Raw genomic sequence first — 21,847 nt, forward strand, 5'->3', positions numbered from 1 at the left:
CTTTATGAGCGCAAGCCCTAATTAGGGAAACTGGGAATAGAGGTGCAACCCTGCATCGGTGACAGACGCACCTGGTAGTACATCAAGAGAAAAAAGAACAAAAACAACTGTACTTCAGTAGCTTGAAAAACGCTTTGAAGAAGGAGTCATATCATGTCCGGTTGAACAGTTATAAATAAACTACTCAGAATTGCTGAATTGCTGAATTCTGAATTCAGGAGGGAAGAAAGAATAAAAGAAGGAGAAAGTTTTTTTATCACTAATTAGGGCTTGCGCTCATAAATATCAAAGCATTTACAGGTAAAGGTTTTAGACTTTTTAGGTCTAGAAATTGTACCTGATTTTCAACTCTTCATGCTCAAAGAAAGAGCGTATTTTGGGCGAGAGTTGGGCAAAAAAATTCTCCCCTACTCCCCTACTCCCCTACTCCCCTACTCCCCTACTCCCCTACTCCTTAAAAAAGACTAGTGAAGCGCAAACCCTAATTATCCGGACATGATATCAAGAGTCAGGAGTCAGGAGAATGGGGTCGATGGGAATTGGTCCCCCGACAACCACATTTACACCCCCGCTGACGGTGGGGTATTAAACCCATATAGGGATAAAGATAATTTTTTTTTATTTGGTCCTCTAAATCCCAATTTTTTTATCTCATGGCACCCATCGAAGCTATAAACTAATTTGAATTTTACTTCTATCGATTTTGGATTACTTACAACCTGAATTTCCCGATATTTTTAATAAATCTATAGTAAATTTTACCCAGAAAAGCTTTTAACTATATAATAAAAGCTGAAAGATAGTTTCCTTCAGCTCGATATTATGTCAACTAACTATAAAAGATAAAATCTATACCTTTAAACTTGGTCAGCATTTTCTCGATACCATTCTATTGTATTCTTCAGTCCTTGCTTAAAATCTACATTAGCAATAAAACCAAACTTTTCTTTTGCTTTTTGTGTATCCAAACATCTTCTAGGTTGACCATTTGGTTTATCAGTTTCCCAAATTATTTCTCCTTGAAATTCCATTAGATCGCAAATTAACTCTACTAAATCACGAATCTTTACCTCATAATTAGTTCCTAAATTAATAGGTTCAGATTCATTGTAAAATTGAGTTGCCATAACAATTCCTCTAGCCGCATCTGTAGAGTATAAAAATTCACGACTAGGACTACCATCACCCCAAACAGGTAATTCTTTATCCCCTCTAATTTGTGCTTCATGCACTTTTTTAATCAAAGCAGGAATAACATGGGAACTCTTTGGATTAAAATTATCTTCAGGGCCATACAAATTAACAGGTAGTAAATAAACTCCATTAAAACCGTACTGTTGACGATAAGCTTCTAATTGAACTAAAAGAGCTTTCTTAGCAATACCATAAGGAGCATTAGTTTCTTCTGGATAACCAATCCAAAGGTCTTCTTCTTTAAATGGAACAGGAGTAAATTTAGGATAAGCACATATTGTACCTACACAAACAAATTTTTCTACACCTGATTTATAAGCAGAATCAATTAATTGAACCCCCATCATTAGATTGTCATAAAATAACTCAGCAGGTTTTTCTTGATTCAAACCAATACCACCTACATGAGCAGCAAGATGAATTACAATATCTTGTCCATCAACTACTTTTTGACAAGCTTCTAAGGTACAAAGGTCATAATCACGCGATCGCGGTATAGTAATCTGATTAGGATTAGCTCCTGCCTGATGAAGTTGATCTAAAACTTGGCGTCCAAGAAAACCAGATCCACCTGTTACTAGAATTTTTTGTTTTCTAACTCTAATTTAGTCATAAAAATCTCCGAGATTGATATTCATCAAACATTAAGTCTAGGGTTTAGGGAATTAGAATCAGTCAGTTTGGAAAAACAAGCGATGCAATATTAGTATCTCAGAAATTAGACTGATATGAAGTTATAGGAAAAATCCTCTATTTGCCAGTTGAGGAATGTAATTGATATTATATATTGCTGATTTTCTCTTCTCAAGTTTACCAATCGTTTGGCATTTATAGTAGTTCAATTTAATTTGTCATATTTTCCTGAAAATTTAGAATTGTTCTGAGATATTTTTGCAGTTTATCAGAACCTTATTTATCACTTTAAAGTTGATTATATTCCTCATATTCAGGTCAGAGCTATTTCATTCTAAACTGTGCCATTTTATTTATTGACGAAATCACGTTATTTCAAGCTTGAGGAAATTTATCTTTCACTGCCTGAAAATCAATAAATTCATTGCTAAAATCTAGAATTAAATGACCCTGATATTTAGGTATAGCAAACTATCTATAAATTTCTACAAGGCATTCAGTTTCTTAGTTCTAATGCCTAACTTTATTTCACATCTATTTAAAACCTTAAAAATCATTAATTCTCCTCAATATAACTGTAGCTCTCTGCCATCTTATTAGTAATACAAATTTTCGAGTTCATTTATCTTAATTGATTAGGGATGTTATTCTATAAATTATTGACTACTGGAACTCAGATTAATTTTATAGATACACCCCATTTTTTTTACTTTTCAGCAGAGCAGATTTTAAAGTCCCAACTTTTTGTCAACTTTTAGTTATATAGCGCAAAAAAATCAGCTAAATAAGTATCACTTCAAAATAATTAAAGATTGACTTCAACAGTAATTACGAGCCTAAATTTAGGCAAAAAACTTTAATCAAACCCACTACCAACCATAGTAGATTTTTCCAAAGCTTTAATGTCAGAATCAACCATCAAATGTACTAACTCTGTAAACGTAACCGATGGCTGCCAACCTAATTTTTCTTTTGCCTTTGTACAATCACCAATCAATAAATCTACTTCTGCAGGGCGTAAATAACGAGCATCAAACTCTACATAATCCTGCCAATTTAGATTAACATGAGTAAATGCTATTTCTAGAAATTCCTTAATAGAATGAGTTTCATTAGTAGCAATCACATAATCATCTGGTTGCTCCTGTTGTAGCATCATCCACATAGCTCTGACATAATCCTTTGCATATCCCCAATCTCGCTTAGAATCTAGATTACCAAGATAGAGTTTCTTCTGTTTACCTGCTACAATTCTAGCTACAGCACGAGTAATTTTGCGAGTTACAAAAGTTTCTCCCCGACGTGGACTTTCATGGTTAAACAATATGCCATTACAAGCAAAGAGATTGTATGATTCTCTGTAATTTAGAGTTTGCCAGTGGGCATAAACTTTAGCACAAGAATAAGGACTACGAGGATAAAAAGGCGTAGTTTCCTTCTGAGGTACTTCCTGAACTTTACCAAACATTTCAGAAGAACCAGCTTGATAGAAACGGACTTCAATTCCAGTACGATATTGGTAGTCTCGAATTGCTTCTAGTAAACGTAGAGCGCCCATTGCTACTGTATCTACGGTATACTCTGGAGAATCGAAGCTCACTCTCACATGGGACTGGGCGCCCAAATTATATATTTCTACTGGTCTAACTTCTTCAAGGATACGGCGTATAGTAGTTCCATCAGTTAAATCTCCATAATGCAGAAATAAACTAACATGGGGATTGTGAGGGTCTTGATAAATATGGTCTATTCTATTTGTATTGAAACTAGAACTACGTCTAATAATACCGTGAACCTCATAGTCCTTCTCTAACAAAAATTCGCTCAAGTATGAACCATCTTGACCTGTAATACCAGTAATTAGCGCTCGTTTCTTTTCAGTCATTGGAGTTAATATTTACAAGGTAATAAATTGGCAGGGAATGTCCATAATAATTAGTTCCATCGCTACAGTGCAAAAGCAATAAATATATATTTATTTTTTTGCTTAATAGTAGGGTTATACTCTCTACCATTCCCAGATATCTAGACTAACCTAAAATTGTTCTCATAACCAAGAGCTTTGAGTTAATATTCATCAACTTGATTCCTTGAAAAATACTATTTCTCTCAAGGAAATAAAACAGATTTTATAGCAAGGTACGAGTTGGTTAGGACATAGACTGGTGATAAATCTTAGACAGATAAATTCTTTTCTCACTGTTCCCTGTTCCCTGTTCCCTGTTCCCTGTTCCCTGCTATATTTAAACTTATAAATTTGGGTTAGAAAGATAATAGTTGGAAAAATACTATCAACCTCTAACCCCATAATAACTTCAGTTGATTTTAAATCACTTAGTCATTAATGACAAGCCTTAGTAAGCACCATTGTTTTTTGGGAAAACAACAATACCAATTGTTTTAAACATAATCCATATATCTATCCAAAAATTTCTGAAGTTTACATAAAAAAGGTCGATTTGAACTCTCTTAGGATAGGGAATGTCATTCCGACCAGAAACTTGCCATAAACCTGTAATTCCCGGTTTGATGGTCAGAATTTTATCCATGTGATGACCGTATTTTGGTAGTTCCTCAACCACTAATGGTCTAGGCCCTACAACGCTCATATCACCTTTCAAAACATTCCAAAATTGGGGAAATTCATCTAAACTCGTCACCCTAAGAAATTTACCTATCCATGTAATTCTAGGGTCATGTTTTAATTTAAAACTTTCTTGAAATTCTTGGCGCAGATGAGGAGATGTTTCCATAATTTCTCCTAACATTTCATCTGCATTTTTCACCATAGTTCTAAACTTCAAACAACGGAAAAGCTTTCGATTTTTACCCACTCTTTCTTGAACATAAAAAACCGATCCAGGTGAGCTAAAGACAATTAGTAAAGCTATAAACAGGTAAACGGGGGCAAACAATATCAGAACCGACAGAGAGAACAGGATATCAAATAATCGTTTATAAAACCCTACCTCTAGGCCCTCTAGAAATCGACTTTTTTGTCTATCTCTGGAGAGGAAAGGTTGAAAACCACGTCCTGTAAACCCTCTAATTACCTTGCCAGAGATGAATTGGCTATCGGCAGTCATCTTACTCCTTCACTTCACACCACACACAGTCCTGATCATAAAGCTTATAGCGAAATAGAGGGAAATTTTAGTTACGAAAAAGATGACTTATTTTGAAAAAGGACAATTATTTCCCTCTCGCTTCAGATTCTTCCGTGTCTATATTAATAAACTTTATACAAATCAAAGATTTGTTTTAATCTCAAGATTAATCATCAGGATTATTTCAACGTTGGTTGGAGACCCGCGCTCTCCGGTCAGGGGAGCGTCGGGAGGAAAACCAATCAATGTTGTGGTTCTTAAAATAATATGCTATTATCAATATAATAAGGCTGCTGGGCTCGCAGTATCAGTCTTCGGAGAAATTAAACGGACATGGAGGAAGCGTGGTAACAGGCAAGTCAGCATTTTCCAGCGAGGTGTCAAACCGCCCTGAGTCGTTCGTTCAGCAAGTGTCTGTTTGAATGATAGATGGGAATCCCGCGCTGTCTCGCAGAGCAGTGTAGGGAGGATGTCAAAATAGACATCTAGTGATAATCAAAAATAAGATCAATTATCGCACAAAAATCATCAATTCTTTCCCCCTACTCCCTACTCTCTACTCCCTACTCCCTCTTTTCCAGAGGGGTCTAATGTGATTTTCTACATCTGGGATGCATAGTTGTTCAACTACTAATAGGTCAAACACTAACAGTCGTAGAATTAGCAGTCTCAATAATTATATTCTCAATTTCCTCAACAGATAAACTAGGATTAGCTTGTTTAATTAAAGCTGCGACACCTGCAACATGAGGCGTTGCCATAGAAGTACCAGCAAAGAAACTATATAAATTACCAGTTATTGAAGGAACTACAGGTCCATAAATATCTCCTGCATCTTCAGGAAAACCATTTCCTCCAGGGGCCACAACATAATCCAGTTCGCTACCAGCTTTATTAGAGAAAGAAGAAAATTGGGCATTTCGATCTACTGACCCAACTGCAATTCCATATTCATCAGCTAATCTTGCTGGATAATCAGGACTGCTTAAACTATCATTACCTGCGGCAGAAACAAATACAACACCTCGATCGGCAGCATAACGAATGGCATCGAGTTCCCTGCTAACTAAATTTCTTCCACCAGAACTAAAGTTAATTACATCTGCTCCATTATCAACAGCATAGCGAATAGCTGATATTCCATCGCTAACTCTACCGACTCCTTCATCATTTAGTACCCGGAGAGACATAATTTCAGCATTTGGAGCTACTCCAGTTGTTCCTATTCCATCTCTCTTGGCAGCAATTGTACCTGCTATATGAGTTCCATGACTTTCTTCATCCATTGGGTCATTATCATCATTTACAAAATCCCAGCCCCAGGTATCATCTATATAACCATTGTCATCATCATCAATACCATTGTTGGGAATCTCGTCGCTATTGCTCCACATTTGCCCTGTTAATTCAGGATGGGTATTATCTACACCACTATCAATGACAGCTACTACAATACCTTCTCCCTGAAAACCTTGATTCCAAACTTCTGGTGCTTTAACTAAATCTAGTCCCCACTGATTTCCGCCGACATCTGGAATATCTGGAAAAGGGGCAGTTCCAATAGCACTGGCCACTGCTGCTGAGGCATCGACTAAACCATATCCAAAAGTACTGTTAAAGCTTGACTGTATAGAACTAGCTGTTTGTGGAACTTCATTTATACTTATAGTATCCCCAAAAATTAAGCGACTTTCAATAAGTTCTGTGTCAGATATTGCTTTAACTCTTGCTAAGATTAAGCCATTTGTCTGAACTTGAATTAATGTATCCCCCGATAAAGAATCTGCTGTTAATAAGATGTCATTTTCTGTTAAGTTTTCTGGTATTTTAATTCTGTCAAAATTAGCATCAAAATCATCAATAATGTCTGCCGCATCTATATTATTGCTTTGAGGTTCTCGCAGCACAAATGTGTCATTCCCTGCTCCTCCAATTAATGTATCTTTTCCTAAGTCTCCAGAAATTAAATCGTTACCATCTCCACCTAATAAAATATCGTTTTCTTTACCCCCAAACATTGTATCGTTACCAATTTCTCCATAAATTGTATCGCTACCAATTTCTCCAAAAATTAGATCGTTACCTTGGTTAGCATAAATTAAATCATTATCTCTACCTCCTCGTAAAGTATCAGAACCGTCCCCACCAAATAGGTTGTCGTTGCCTTTATTACCATTAATTAGTTCAGGATTTGATGAACCTATTACTGTATCATTACCATCTAGAGCTTGTAGACCTCCTGGGTATGGATTCAGTAAATTTACGGGTACAATAAAGTTATTAGGGTCGTTATCTAATAAATAAGAGAAACCATCAGAACTAGGAGCCATTATTGTATTCTTTTATTGTGTTGACGCTAATTTTTAGTATAGACGTGCTTTATTTATTTTTGGTCAAATAATATTTTCTCTTTATTCCTGATTTCTTACATTTCATTTAAAATCCTAAAAATTAATTATCTTGGTTTGGCAATTTTTAAAAGTTATTCTTTCTGATTATTCCTATTCATTAGGAGTCTTATATCATGTCTCTTTGAATACCCACAATAAAAATTTTAGGTAACAGGGAATACGGAACAGGGAACAGGGAGAAATTTATCAGAGAAAACATTTTTATTATGGCTAATTAATGAGACTTGATATTACTCATTCCTATCTTAATTATTTTCCATTTCATATTCAGCTTTTTAATAATTATTTTTACTGTCTTTTTACTTGCCTTTATTTACACTTTATTTTTAATTTTAAGCATAACTTTATTAAGAGTTTTGGGTTGATATTTTATCCCACATTCCGCACTTCAAGAGCGTAACATAAAAATTAGTATAAAATCCTTAGCTTGCTTAGGTATTTATACTATATAAATTATCTTCATTTACCTCAATCGAGAGTCAAATTCTCAGATTACTTATGCCAGCATAAACACTTACTGAATCCTTGACTCCTATTGACCACCATAATTTACTTCTGTAAGCATTCAGCTATTAGCTCTCAGCTATCAGCAACAAGACTCTCTCATACTAGGACAGTGTTTAAATTAATATAGACTTTAAGGGCAAGGGAGGCAACTTTTATAGTAAGACAATTAATAAAACTTTTATCCTAAACTAAAAGCAATAGCTGATAGCTGATAACGTAGTTCCGACCATAGGAGGCTGGCTGACGGCTGAATGCTTACTTACTTCTTACTTCTTACTTCCTTCTTAATGCATGACTTTTGAATGCATGACTTTTGACTTATTTTTCTACTACATTTTGTGGTGCGGAATGTGGGTTTTATCGTCTCTTTTCTCTGATTTTTTGAAAATCATCCTTACCGTTTACAGCGCTTTTCGCTCTTGATGAACCACATCTTCACAAGCAAAAATCCTGTAGGGGAGCCATTCGCAGCTTTGCGGAACGCAAATGGCCATTTGCTTCGCATAACTATCGTTAACGCCCCTACTGTGGTTTACCCAAATGAAAACTGCTGTAATTCTCAATTTTGTCAATTACTCTTTACTTTTTGTATACAAAGAGCAACTTTATTACTCAGATAAATATTACCATCTGATAGTTTTATAGCAGTAGAAGGAAAAGTTAGGGCAGATCAAAAGCTTAAAACTCAGACAAAGCAATATTTTTCCTTCTTCCCTCTTCCTTCTTCCTTTTTCCTTCTGCTATTACTCTAATCTTTTATTGATTTTTTTGATTTGCTATTCCCTTAAAATAGGTTTTTTCCTATTTACCTTCGTTCGTTATTGTTTAAATTTTTGAGTACTCTATCTCCTTGATTATTGTATCTTTATAAAAATTTATTTTTCATCAGGTAAATAGAGAAGGCTGACAAGGACTAAATGAGAGCCGATGTTGAGACGATAGCCCATAATTTAATATTCCTTGCTTGTGTTTAGGAGTACCATAACCTTTGTTATTAGTCAAGTCATAAACAGGATACTTTTTTGCCAAACGTATAATCAATGTATCTCGCCAGACTTTAGCCACAATACTTGCAGCAGCGATCGCCAAACACTTAGTATCTCCTTTAACAATAGCTTTCTGAGGTATAGACAAATCTTTAATTTGCTGATTCCCATCAACCAAAACCAAATTTGGCCTATATTTCAACTTGAGGACAGCTCGCTTCATAGCCAATAAAGAAGCTTGTAAAATGTTCAAGCGGTCAATCTCGCGCACAGAAGCTATACCAATTTTACAATCCAAAGCTATAGCTTGAATCTCATTAGCCAAACTACAACGACGCTTTTTTGTTAATTTCTTACTATCTGTTATTTCACCTCCCTTATAGAGGGAAAAAGGGGATGGCAAATCATCCAATTCTGGCAAAATTACTGCTGCTGCTACTACAGGTCCAAATAATGCTCCACGTCCTACTTCATCCACACCAGCAGTAAAAGGTTCAATTATATTAATAGGGTATACCATTTATTCTTGAGTAGGGGAGTAGGGGAGTAGGGGAGAAGCCATTTCAGTTATCAGTTATCAGTTATCAGTTATCAGTACCTCTGCAATAAGGAAGCTTGACATAAGGAATATTCTCTTTTTTTTTATCCCCTTAAAAGGAGAGGATTTAGATCACAATTTCTCGGTAAACATCAGAATAATTAACAATAACTGGTTAATAATTATCAAAAAAATCTTCATTATATGTTAATTACTTAATAACTGAAGTTTCACTTAAGCGTAGCATTTTTTTTCAAATTGGTATTACAGAACTGAGGTTATAGATATAGCAAGGAACGAGTTGGTGTTTGACAGAGATTGACGATTAACCTGAGACAGAGAAAAGCTTTTACCGAATAATTAAGGTTTAAAGCCTCTCATTTAAAGGAGAAAAAATTTTCCCTTTTGCGTCAATCCTATCCGCTTTCAAGGAGAGGTAATAATTAATAATTAATAATTATTAATTGTTGAACACTGTTCCCTGCTATGAATATAAATTCTGTTTATTCTTCTGTAGCTGCTGAAGAACGACGGCGACGACGCCGAATTGGCCCGGAATCATCAGAGTCATTGCTATCTGAACTTAGATCGACATCTGAATCACTCAATTCTGCCTCGTACTGACCATCTTCCTCATCACTATCAAAATCACTTTGATCTTCTGGTTCTAAAGAAATTGATGAGTCAACCTCTTCTAATTCCCTATCCTCATCGTTATTATTCTCTTCGTACTCTACTACTGACTCCAACTCAACATCTTCTTTTTTTTCTGCTATTTCTCTAATACTATTTTCCCCTGGTTCCTGAATAGAAATAATTACTGATTTAGGATTTTTTACCGTTCCCTCTTCTAAAAGTGTGATTGGAGAAATACCCATCAAAGCATACACATCTTGCTCATCAGGAGTCATTTCTACTTTCACTATCTCTGGAGGTTCAGTAATAGGTCTAATTATCTCTCTTCCCGGGCGTCGATTGGGTGCTGTAATTGGATATCCTTCTGAAAGCGTAGGATATTCCATCTCTGTACCCATTTCTCTTTCTTGCAATTCCAATGATTCATCTTGCATTGTTTCACCTACTACTACTCGCCGCCGTCGTCGCCGTCGGTTAGATTCTTGATAACTAGGATGATTCAACAATTCTAAGTCTGAGGAATGATTAGTAGGTTCTACTTCTTGATACCGCTGTGTAGTTTCCCCATTAGGGGTCTGAGTTGCTGTTACTAAAGTTGGAGGAGCAATAGTTACAGGTCTTGTGGTTTCTTCGACCTCTGGGGTACGACTAACCACAGGCAAATTAACTTCTTCCATGGGAGTTTCTGATTCCCCTGGTAAACGAACTAAATGTCCTAATCCATTACAGCTAGGACAAGTGTGACCGAAAAGTTCATATACATTTTGACCTTGGCGTTTACGAGTCAACTCAACTAACCCCAATTCTGATAACTGAGCTATTTGAGGTCTGGCTTTATCAGCTTTGAGAACTTGATTAAAGTGTTCAAGAACTTGTAATTGGTCTCGCCGTGAGTCCATATCAATAAAGTCAACAATAATGACTCCAGCAATATTACGCAGGCGTAGTTGACGGGCTATTTCTGTAGCTGCTTCACAATTTGTCCAAAGTACTGTTTCGCGAGCTGTAGCGGAGCGTGTGAAAGAACCGGAGTTGACATCTATTACAGTTAGTGCTTCAGTCGGTTGGATAATAATGTAACCACCAGAGGGTAAGTCCACTCTGGGTCTAAGAGCTTCTCGAATGGCTGCATTAACGCGGAAATATTCTAGAATGGGGATACGATCGCTATGATAATCAATTAAAACTTGTAGTGGTTTGCCACCGCTCCAGTTAAGCAGGTGTTTTTTGACTCGCTTTACTGCTTCATTGGAGTCCACTACAATCCTATTTACATCTGTGTTATACATATCCCGCAGGACTCGTTGAATAAAGTCACTATCACGATTTAGTAGTGCAGGTGCTCTATTGGAGTTGCCTTCCATTTGGACTGTTTCCCACTGTTTCTGCAAGAGTTCTAAATCTTCTAGAATTGCTTCTTCTTCCATTCCTTCTGCTTCAGTACGGACTAATAGTCCCATACCTGCTGGTTTGATTAAAATCGCTAATGCTCTGAGGCGATTTCTTTCGTTTTCAGAACGAATACGTCGGGATAGGTTGACACCTCGTCCATAAGGCATTAGGACTAAATAACGGCCTGGTAGAGTTATGTTGCCTGTTAAGCGTGGTCCTTTTGTACCAGTGGGTTCTTTCATTACTTGCACCAGGACTTTTTGTTGGGGTGTAAGTAGTTCTGTTATTGCACCGGAAGACCGTTTTAATCTTAATGGCCCTAAATCGCTAACATGAATAAATCCGTTGCGCTCTGGATCTCCAATGTTTACAAATGCTGCATCTATCCCAGGTAGTACATTTTCTACTACTCCTAGGTATATATCACTAACTTGATGGCTGCCTGTAGCAACGACAAGTTCTTGTATTTGGTCTTCAGAAAATACCGCAGCAATTCTATGTTGCTCGGCAATAATTATTTGCTTTGGCATTCAATTCCCTCAATTGCTTAATAAAAATGTGGCGCTATGGATTAAGTCACCTTTGGTGTTATTTAGGTTATTTTTAATCGTGAATATTCACTACAATGCTTGTTTTTTCGGTGAATTTTACTTCTTTTTTTTTGATAATGCTTGGTCTGGTTTTGAGTAGTTTATGCTTCAGTTTACCCTTACCAATTTGAATAGTTTCACCAAATTATATATTACGGTATTTTCAATTATTCACACTAAAAATAATCCAATTTTTTACAAATCTTCATTTTTTGATCGGTTCTATTAAATCGTTTAAAGTATTTAATTTTTCAGGCACTTAGAATTAGTTGACGCTTTCGCCATTAAATAAGGGCGATTATAACGGGAGATTCTTGTTTAATAGATTCTCGGGCTAGATAACAAATCAAGTAAACTGAGTTGTACTCCTGTCATACTAAGCGTGATAAATGTTTGTTACAAATGGTAGGGACGCCCTTATGCAACGTCCGTACGAAAGAAGGAAGAAGGAAGAAGGAAGAGGGGAAAAATATTTAAAAAAAGGGAAAAACAATAGATATAAATATCTAAAATGAACTGGAGATGCTATTTCTAAGCATATCCGATAAAACTCTACCCTTTTGTAGCATTCTTTTTTCAAAGTGGTATCAGACCATCTCCACAAGCCTTCTTGCTCCCTCTTGACGCTGAGGAAACCTCCGCGCAGGCGGTGCGCTTTTATTTAACTGTGCGCCCCACGGCTATTAAACCTCTATTTCTAATTACTTTTGCAGCAGCTATATCACGATTAGTTTGATATTCACAACTGCTACAAATATGTTTTCTATTCTTACGGAATGCTATGCAAAAAGAGAGTTTTTTATTTTCAATCTGCCCGCATTTAGGACATTTTTGAGATGTATGATTTTTATCAATTTTAGCAAAATACTTACCTCTTTTCCAGTATATATTAAGGTAATATTTGATTGATAAATTGACCTATACCACTATCGTAAGCATTCAGTTATTAGCTAGCCTCCTGTGGTCGGAACTGCGGACTTCAGCTAGCCTCCTGTGGTCGGAACTGCGGACTTCAGCAACAAGACTTTCTCATATAGGACAGTGTTTAAATTAAAATAGACTTTAAGGTCAAGGGAGCCTACTTTTCTAGTAAGACAATTAATAAAGCTTTGATAGTAAACTAAAAGTAATAGCTGATTGCTGATTGCTGACGGCTGTTTGCGCAGCATTCTGGAGGAAATGCTTACCCACTATCTAAAGATTGTTTTCTAACAATTCCTCTAGACTAAGACTTAAAGTTAATATCTTCTACAAAAATATTATCTGTTAAATCGCAAAGTTTATGAGCTAGTTTTAAATACCAATCACGTCTAGTATTAGCTATTTTTCATGTATTATAGCTATCTTTTTCTGAAGTTTTAACCAATTACTTAACCCCTTCTTTTTTTATTAAGTCTTCTTTGCAGTAATTTAAACTCGCGCAGTTGACAATAGCAAAAACTTAGGAGATTTGATTATTTGATTAACTTTCCTGTGGAAGTAGCGACAAAACTTTCGATTCCGGCATCAATGCCTAATTATCTTTCACCTACTGGATTTTCGTAAGCATTTCCGTTTGTCATGCTGCGCAAACAGCCGTCAGCTATTAGCTAGCCTTATAAGGTCGGAACTGCGAACTTCAGCTATTAATTTTGAGGAAGATAAAAGTAACCTTTATAATTGAGAAATAATAAAAGTTACTGGCATGCGTCCCCTTCCTAAACATTAGAAGTAATTACTCATTAGATTCTTATTTAATTTATATTACCTCAAAAACAACTTTTTCCGGTGAGAATGCAGTAATTCAAATTCCTGTTTGCTTACTTGTTCCAGCATATAAATTATATGTTGTGGTCTTAGTAAAGTTCCATCATTCTGATAACTTCCTACATAACGAAGAATGCCATCTATTTTAGCGTCCCATTTGGTTTCTAAAGAAAAAATATCAGTGGTTGGATACTCTATAAACTCCAACTCAAATAAGCGATCGCGTAAGTTAATAACTTTTACTTTACCCGATTTTGTGGTTTGTTCCCACAGAATTGATTCACTATTATTAATTGCCTCTACCCACTCTTGCCAATTTGGCTTTTCTTCAGTTGTTTGATTGTGGAAATCTTTTGTTAAATTTTCTGAAGATTCTGCTATTTTCCGGACCTTCAAAATATATTCTGCTTTTTCCAATATCTGAGATACAGAAGGACTCTTTACCTCTACTTCTTCAACCTTATATATAGGTATATCTTTTGGTAAAGCAGCTCCCAGTTTATTTTGAAATGCTACCACATCCATTGGTTCTGTCAACTCAAAATCCACAATTTCCCCTGTGCTAGTTGTTCCAAGAGATAAAGCACTAGCCGGAATAATTCGTGGACTTGGATGATATCCGCCTGTAAAAGCAATGGGTATAGAGCTACGACGAACTGCACGAGCGAATAGTCGAGCTAAATCTAGATGACTAACCAAAGCCATTTCTCCCAACTTCCCTAGCCAAACTCTTAGACGTTGTACCTTATTCTGGTTTGGCACAAACTGACCATCAAATTCTGGAATAGGCAAAGGCGGTACTACAATATTATGACCTAAATCTGGACCACATACACCACAATGAGAACAAGTTGCGAAAAAGCAGTCCGGAACAGTTATTGCTGCTAAAGCTCTGTGCAAATCTTCTTTTAGCCAATTTTTATCAATTCCAGTCTCTATATGGTCCCAAGGTAGAGGTTGGTCAAGTAGAGATGATAGGTTTTGAGCGGGAGTCATTTCAGTAGAAATTTCTGTATTATGAAATACATTCCACTCACCATTTTCTACTTGGCGATATTTCCAACTCAAGTCTGATTCTGCAATAGCTTCACTCCATGCAGCAAAAGCTCTGTCCAAACTTTCCCACCAAGAGTCCATTCCTGCTCCTCGTTCCCAAGCACGGCGAATTACAGATGCTAGACGGCGATCGCCCCTACCCAGAAAGTCTTCCATTGCTGAGATACGAACATCGGTATAATTTACCTTTACACCTTTGATTCTTCTAAATTCTGTCTTCAGTAATTCTTGTTTACGTTCAAATTCAGCTACTGAGACAGAATGCCACTGAAAAGGTGTATGAGGTTTTGGAGTAAAGTTGGAAATTGTCAGAGTCACCTGTAGTTTCTTCCGACCTTTAGTTCTGCACTCTTGTTGTAACCAATTAACGGTTTCTGCAATACCCAACACATCCGCATCAGTTTCACCAGGTAAACCAATCATAAAATAGAGCTTAACTTTATCCCAACCTTGTTCATAAGCGGTTTTGACTCCTCGCAAAAGTTCTTCATTTGTCAATCCCTTATTAATAATGTCCCGCATTCTTTGTGTGCCTGCTTCTGGTGCAAAAGTTAGACTACTTTGCCTCGTACCACCAATAATATTGGCAATATTCTCATCAAATCTATCAACTCTTTGACTTGGTAGAGATAAAGCAATATTTTCATCTTTGAGGCGGTTTCTAATTTCAGTGCCCACTGCTGGCAATGCCAGATAATCAGAACAACTTAGGGAAAGTAAAGAAAACTCATTATGTCCGGTAACTCTCAAACCCTTTTCAATAGTATCTACTATTTCTTCTGGTTCTACATCTCTTGCTGGTCGAGTCAACATACCTGGTTGACAAAAGCGACATCCTCTGGTACATCCACGTCTTACTTCTATCACCAGTCGGTCATGGACTGTTTCTACATAAGGAACTAAACCTATAGAATAAGCTGGCATGGGAGCGGCCACTCGGCGCAATATTTTTTCTGGCACATCCTTACGAATGGGAAACACAGAACCATCTTTCGCCATTTCATAAAATTGTGGCACATACACCCCAGGAATTTGGGCTAAATCTAACAATAATTCTTCTCTAGTTAGTCTATTAGTTTTCCCTTGCTCGACTATTAGTCCAATTTCTGGCAGTAATTCTTCTCCATCTCCTAGAGCAATAAAGTCAAAAAAGTCTGCATAAGGTTCTGGGTTTGAAGTTGCTGTTTGACCACCTGCAAAAATTAAAGGATAGGTTTGTTGTGCTTGAGGAGAGTGGGACGTTAATTTTCGTTCTTGCCAAGTTAGGGGAATACCTGCCAAACTTAGCATCTCTAAAATATTTGTGGCTCCTAATTCATAACTGAGGCTAAATCCTAGAATATCAAAGTCAGTCAGCGATCGCCTTGATTCTACAGCAAATAGTGGGGTATCTGTAGCTCGTAATTTCTGTGCTAAGTCTGGAGCTGGTAAATACGCGCGATCGCATAGTTGTCTTGGTTGAGAGTTTAATATGTTATAAAGAATTATATGTCCTAAATTAGAAGCTCCTACTTCATAAACTTCTGGATAGGTCAGTACCCAGCGGACTTGAGCGTTTTCCCAAGGTTTATGGAAAGCTCCCAACTCATTACCGAGGTAACGAGCAGGTTTTAAGATTTCGGATGTTAGTAAATTCTCTACTGCTACTGCCACTATTTGTACCTAACTTGTATTTTTTGGACACACATATTTCAAGATAACACCAAAAACTTATACTTACTGTGAAATTATGATTCACAGATTACCGAAAAATTGTGGTATAAAGCCTCCCCTTTTAAGGGGATAAAAAGCGGTCGAGGGATGGCGAGGTCTCCTCGCCATATCCAATCGACCAAGAGAGGAAAAATTTCATGATTAGTCAATCAATTCCGTTTTAAAGGAGAGGTAATTCTAAATTCTAAATTCTAAATTCTAAATTATTGAAAATTTACTCCTTATTTATAGTCCAAATGATTAATATCACTGTCTTATCTGGGATTGGATCACCTACTAGAGTAAGCATTTAGCAGAGAATTTAATTATGTAGAGTTTTTCTATTAGCAATGGAAGCAAAATGTATGATTCGCAAACTTGTATCTAAAGCTCTCTATTTTCGCAGGTTGACTCCTGAAATCGAAAATCAAATCAATTTTGAGTTGACAAGACTTGGCCATATTTCTGATGTAGATTATGAAGCTTTAGAATTATTAATGGAGGAGATGGATGCAGGTAGAGTTCAGCTTGTTCCTACTATCTAAACTGCAAATCGTTTTAACTTTATTTTGGTTGAAAATTTGAGATATTTAATTTATATCTAAGGTCTATCAATTGTTGGTCTTTGGTATATATAAGTCATTGATAGATAGTTTTGGTCAATGGATAGTGAATGCTTTAATTGGTACAATTATCTAGTTGAGATTGTATCTGAATCTAGTGATGAAGTTTAATTATAATGATATATTTTTTTAGGGTGCATAAATCTGGGTTTTATATATAATTTTGATATTTTATCTAGAGTTTTTGAAGTAGATTTATTTGATTTGGTTGGAGATAAATTTAAGAGGCGCAAGTGAAGTTTCTTAGATTTAGATTTAGATTTTGAGTGTTGATTATTTATTATTTTCAGGCTTTATTTTCTACATTATTAACACAATATCTAAACTTAATAAGTTTTAATTAAAATGTTTAATTACTTTTATAGTGCTACGCACAAGGCTACAGGGAAATACAAAAGGGTTTTCCTACGGAATGCTGCGCAAACAGTTTCTATTCATGTCAAACACCTTAATGTGTAGTGCTTTAACGAAGTCAGAAGTCAGATGTTATTTTTGTAACGGGGATTTGAGCAACTCTCCAAAAATATTTCACCTTAAAAGCGGGGTTTTAGACCCATGTTATTTTGATAACTTTAGTCAAATTCATTGAAGAAGGCAGCTATGTTGTTTGCGCAGCATTACCTAGGAAAAGGGAAATTGCTTATTGAGTTCTTATAGCAAATTGATAAATATTTGCTACAAATAGCTAGTGCTGCTACGCGAAAGTTAAAAGTCATGCATTTTAAAGTCAAAAGTATTGATTTGGGCGTTGCTGAGTGGTAATGATTTTTGGATTAAGTATCAACGCAAAATATAAGTTTTTTAATGTTGAACAAAAAGTCATGTATAGGGGCGAGTTACACCCAATGATTACATGGTATCACGATTTTATTGAGGATGCAAGAGGAAAATCCTTGCCGTTTTTTTGAGCTTCACAAAATGATGACTTTTCTTTGGTTTGTGAATAATAGCGATGGCTTCTACATGAGTAAATATATGAATGTGTTGATGGGGCGGGTAAATTTTGCGTCCGCTACTTTTTTATCCGAGTGCTTCACAGGATGACAATTTTCTGGTGCTTTGATGGTGTGAGTATCTCTGTATCTCTATATATATTCAGTGGCGAAATGCTATTTTTGGGTTGAATAAAAAGTCATGCGTAGGGGCGAGTTACACACAATGATTACATGGTATCACGATTTGTCTTGAGTGTGTCTTTCATTCCGAGGTCTCCTCGGAATTACACACTCGCTTTTTGAGGATGCAAGGGAAAATCCTTGCCGTTTTTTTTGAAGCTTCACAAGATGATAATTTTTCTTTGGCTTGTGAATATAGGGTTGGTAGAGCGAGTGCGGTAACTACATTACTTCTACATGAGTAAATAGTATCCGCTCAATAAATGGGGGCGGACTACCAGTTTAGGAACGATTTTACGCCATTTGAGCCTTGCAATTTACCGATTTACCCCGAATTATTGAGCGGTTACAGTAAATTATATGAATGTGTTGATGGGGCGGGCAAATTGTGCGATCGCTACTTCTTTATCTGAGTGCTTCACAGGATGATGATTTTCTGGTGCTTTGATGGGGTGAGTATCTCTATATATATTCAGTGGCGAAATGCTATTTTTGGGTTGAATAAAAAGTCATGTGTAGGGGCGAGTTACACCCAATGATTACATGGTATCACGATTTTATTGAGGATGCAAGAGGAAAATCCTTGCCGTTTTTTTGAGCTTCACAAAATGATGACTTTTCTTTGGTTTGTGAATAATAGCGATGACTTCTACATGAGTAAATATATGAATGTGTTGATGGGGCGGGTAAATTTTGCGTCCGCTACTTCTTTATCTGAGTGCTTTACAGGATGATGATTTTCTGGTGCTTTGATGGGGTGAGTATCTCTATATATATTCAGTGGCGAAATGCTGTTTTTGGGTTGAATAAAAAGTCATGCGTAGGGGCGAGTCGCACCCAATGGTTAAATTGTATCACGATTTTATTGAGGATGCAAGAGGAAAATCCTTGCCGTTTTTTTTGAAGCTTCACAAAATGATGATTTTTCTTTGGTTTGTGAATAATAGCGATGACTTCTACATGAGTAAATATATGAATGTGTTGATGGGGCGGGTAAATTTTGCGTCTGCTACTTCTTTATCCGAGTGCTTCACAGGATGATAATTTTCTCTGCTTTGATGGTGTGAGTATCTCTGTATCTATATATATTCAGTGGCGAAATGCTGTTTTTGGGTTGAATAAAAAGTCATGCGTAGGGGCGAGTTACACGCAATGATTACATGGTATCACGATTTTATTGAGGATGCAAGGGGAAATACCTTGCCGTTTTTTTTGAGCTTCACAAAATGATGAATTTTCTTTGGTTTGTGAATAATAGCGATGGCAGAGCAAGTGCGTTAGCTACAGTGAAATTCTCAAGATATTAATAACTAGAATAATTCACTATTAAATAGCTTTCAGCTAACATCTTGGGTAGACATTTCTTTGAAATTGTATTGTTCTTAGTTTCAGTAGAAGAAATATAAGTTGTTTGGGGAGCATCCCGTCATTTCAGTTATCAGTTATCAGTTATCAGTTATCAGTTATCAGTTATCAGTTATCAGTTATCAGTACCTCTACCTAAAGTCAGAGACTTGAAATATTGAAATTTATTTTCTCTTGGTCGAGGGATGGTGAGGAGACCTCGCCATCCCTCGACCGCTTTTTTATCCCCTTGAAAGGGGAGGTTTCAGACCTTATTTTTTGGTGAGAAAATGCTGAATGCTGAATGCTGAATTGCTAAAAGCTTTTAGTAGATAATAATTTGTGAGACCGGGATTTTAACTACAGGTACAAGGAAAAAAATCCGAAATTTTTCAATTTTTACTTTTGACTTTGAAAAACTCCTGACTCCTTTTTAATTTGATAATATACACTTTGCTGTTGTACATTAACTTAATTCAGGAGTCTATAGAAATTACTATGCAGCTTGCCAAAAGGTTAGAACGAATACCACCTTATCTATTTGCTGAAATTGACCGTAAACGGAATGAATTAGTTGAAAGAGGAGTTGACATCATCAACTTGGGTGTAGGAGATCCAGACCAACCAACACCAAAACATATTATTCAGGCAATGCACGAAGCAATTCAAGACTCTACCAATCATCATTATCCTCCCTACAAAGGTATAAAAGAATATAGACAAGCAGCAGCAGATTGGATGAAACGTCGGTTTGCCATTGAAGATTTAAACCCAGAAACAGAAGTAATTTCTTCAATAGGTTCAAAAGAGTCAATTCACAATACTTTCCTAGCTTTTGTAGACCCAGGAGATTATACCATAATTCCTGACCCTGGTTATCCAGTTTATCGCACCTCAACAATTTTTGCGGGGGGTCAACCTTATCCAATGCACCTCCAGAGTGAAAATTGGTTGCCAAATTTAAAGACTATTCCTCAAGAAGTGGCTCAAAAAGCAAAATTATTGTGGGTTAATTATCCTAATAATCCTACTGGTGCCACAGCTACTTTAGATTTTTTTGAGGAATTAGTAAACTTTTGTCGGCATTATGACATATTACTATGTCACGACCATGCTTATTCTGAAATGGCTTATGATGGTTATAAACCTCCTAGTGTGTTACAAATTCCTGGTGCAAAAGATGTAGCAATTGAATTTCATAGTTTATCTAAGTCTTACAATATGACAGGATGGCGGATTGGTTTTGTAGTAGGAAATAGTTTGGGAATTAAGGGATTAAGTCAAGTTAAATCTAATGTAGATTCTGGAGTATTTAAAGCAATTCAAAAAGCAGCGATCGCTGCTTTTTCTACTACTGAAGAAGAGTTGCAAGGTTTAGTAGTTGTTTATCAAAAGCGAAGAGATATTTTAATTGAAGGTTTACAATCTTTAGGGTGGCCGATTAAGCCTAATTTAGCAAGTTTATATGTATGGGTTCCGGTTCCCAAAAATTATACATCTCAAGAATTTGTTAATTTATTGTTAGACAAATGTGGGATTATTGTGCCTCCTGGAAATGGATATGGTGCTTCTGGAGAAGGGTTTTTTCGTATTGCGTTAACAGTGGAACAACAGCGGATTTATGCAGCATTAAAAAGAATGAAAGATGCAGGTATTAGTTATCAATTAAAGTAAGAAGGAAGAGGGAAGAGGGAAGAGGGAAGAGGGAAGAGGGAGGAAGGTTATTAAGCAAGAAAAAACTTAAATTTCCTGTATATATTAACCTTTGGGTTTACCGAATAATTAATAATTCAATAATTCAGGTTTAAAGCTGACCCTTTTAAGGGGAAAAAAGCGGTCGATGGATGGCGTTTGCTATCGCAAAGCTGCGCTAACAGCGGAGCGGCTCTGATAAGAGCGGGTCTAGGAGCTATATCCAATCGACCAAGAGAAGAAATAATATTTCCTTATATTCAATTCCGTAACGGTTTTAACCAGAGGTAATTATCAATTATCCATTATCAATTAATGAAACAAACTATTGCCTTCGGACATGATATTAAGGGTTAAAAAGCTGAGTATTTTTAACTAATAAAGGAAAAAGGAAGAGGGAATAAGGAAGAGGGAGGAAGGTTATTAAGCAAGAAAAAAACTGAAATTTACTGTAGATATTCACCAAAAAATAAGGTCTGAAGCCTCCCATTTCAAGGGGATAAAAAAAATCAAGTTCAATATTTCAAGCTTCTGAATTTCCTAGGTCATGCTGCGAAAAAGGTAGAGGTACTGATAACTGATAAC

10 protein-coding genes are annotated in these 21,847 nt (G+C 36.3%); 2 read left to right on the forward strand and 8 right to left on the reverse strand.

Features of this window, described 5'->3' with window-relative positions; all coding sequences use genetic code 11:
* Positions 1-857: 857 nt before the first annotated feature.
* The 8 genes from SAGCYANO_RS09350 to SAGCYANO_RS09385 form a co-directional block, all read right to left on the reverse strand.
* Complete coding sequence (locus tag SAGCYANO_RS09350; protein ID WP_202219842.1) at positions 858-1,799, reverse strand: GDP-L-fucose synthase; 942 nt, start codon at positions 1,797-1,799, stop codon at positions 858-860.
* A gap of 884 nt (positions 1,800-2,683) precedes the next feature.
* Positions 2,684-3,712, reverse strand: coding sequence for a GDP-mannose 4,6-dehydratase (gene gmd / locus SAGCYANO_RS09355; protein ID WP_202219821.1), 1,029 nt, complete (start codon positions 3,710-3,712; stop codon positions 2,684-2,686).
* Positions 3,713-4,181: 469 nt separating this feature from the next.
* Complete coding sequence (locus SAGCYANO_RS09360; RefSeq protein WP_202219822.1) at positions 4,182-4,913, reverse strand: sugar transferase; 732 nt, start codon at positions 4,911-4,913, stop codon at positions 4,182-4,184.
* A 659-nt stretch (positions 4,914-5,572) separates the two neighbouring features.
* Positions 5,573-7,264 carry a S8 family serine peptidase gene (locus tag SAGCYANO_RS09365; protein ID WP_237396012.1) on the reverse strand — a complete coding sequence of 564 codons (1,692 nt, stop codon included), beginning with the start codon at positions 7,262-7,264 and terminating at the stop codon, positions 5,573-5,575.
* A gap of 1,473 nt (positions 7,265-8,737) precedes the next feature.
* Positions 8,738-9,358 carry a ribonuclease HII gene (locus tag SAGCYANO_RS09370; RefSeq protein ID WP_202219823.1) on the reverse strand — a complete coding sequence of 207 codons (621 nt, stop codon included), beginning with the start codon at positions 9,356-9,358 and terminating at the stop codon, positions 8,738-8,740.
* A gap of 521 nt (positions 9,359-9,879) precedes the next feature.
* Entirely contained in the window at positions 9,880-11,934 is a 2,055-nt protein-coding gene (locus SAGCYANO_RS09375) for an Rne/Rng family ribonuclease (protein ID WP_202219824.1), read from the reverse strand.
* A 717-nt stretch (positions 11,935-12,651) separates the two neighbouring features.
* Positions 12,652-12,900, reverse strand: a complete 249-nt coding sequence (locus tag SAGCYANO_RS09380; RefSeq protein ID WP_307785858.1) for a zinc ribbon domain-containing protein — start codon at positions 12,898-12,900, stop codon at positions 12,652-12,654.
* A gap of 837 nt (positions 12,901-13,737) precedes the next feature.
* Positions 13,738-16,449, reverse strand: a complete 2,712-nt coding sequence (locus SAGCYANO_RS09385) for a TIGR03960 family B12-binding radical SAM protein (RefSeq protein WP_202219825.1) — start codon at positions 16,447-16,449, stop codon at positions 13,738-13,740.
* Between the two features lie 389 nt (positions 16,450-16,838).
* Here SAGCYANO_RS09385 and SAGCYANO_RS09390 point away from each other — a divergent pair, with 389 nt between their 5' ends.
* Both SAGCYANO_RS09390 and SAGCYANO_RS09395 read left to right on the forward strand, forming a co-directional pair.
* Positions 16,839-17,033: a hypothetical protein gene (locus SAGCYANO_RS09390; protein WP_202219826.1), complete on the forward strand. Its 195-nt coding sequence runs from the start codon at positions 16,839-16,841 to the stop codon at positions 17,031-17,033.
* Positions 17,034-20,068: 3,035 nt separating this feature from the next.
* Positions 20,069-21,244 carry a pyridoxal phosphate-dependent aminotransferase gene (locus tag SAGCYANO_RS09395; protein ID WP_202219845.1) on the forward strand — a complete coding sequence of 392 codons (1,176 nt, stop codon included), beginning with the start codon at positions 20,069-20,071 and terminating at the stop codon, positions 21,242-21,244.
* Positions 21,245-21,847 lie beyond the last annotated feature (603 nt).

The organism is Okeania sp. KiyG1, assembly GCF_014132355.1.
Lineage (GTDB): Bacteria > Cyanobacteriota > Cyanobacteriia > Cyanobacteriales > Microcoleaceae > Okeania.

Bases quoted from the DNA above. Each gene is read 5' to 3' on its own strand.
- SAGCYANO_RS09390 (WP_202219826.1), top strand. From the start codon at position 16,839: ATGGAAGCAAAATGTATGATTCGCAAACTTGTATCTAAAGCTCTCTAT.
- SAGCYANO_RS09365 (WP_237396012.1), bottom strand. From the start codon at position 7,264: ATGGCTCCTAGTTCTGATGGTTTCTCTTATTTATTAGATAACGACCCT.
- SAGCYANO_RS09370 (WP_202219823.1), bottom strand. From the start codon at position 9,358: ATGGTATACCCTATTAATATAATTGAACCTTTTACTGCTGGTGTGGAT.
- SAGCYANO_RS09375 (WP_202219824.1), bottom strand. From the start codon at position 11,934: ATGCCAAAGCAAATAATTATTGCCGAGCAACATAGAATTGCTGCGGTA.
- SAGCYANO_RS09360 (WP_202219822.1), bottom strand. From the start codon at position 4,913: ATGACTGCCGATAGCCAATTCATCTCTGGCAAGGTAATTAGAGGGTTT.
- SAGCYANO_RS09395 (WP_202219845.1), top strand. From the start codon at position 20,069: ATGCAGCTTGCCAAAAGGTTAGAACGAATACCACCTTATCTATTTGCT.
- gmd (WP_202219821.1), bottom strand. From the start codon at position 3,712: ATGACTGAAAAGAAACGAGCGCTAATTACTGGTATTACAGGTCAAGAT.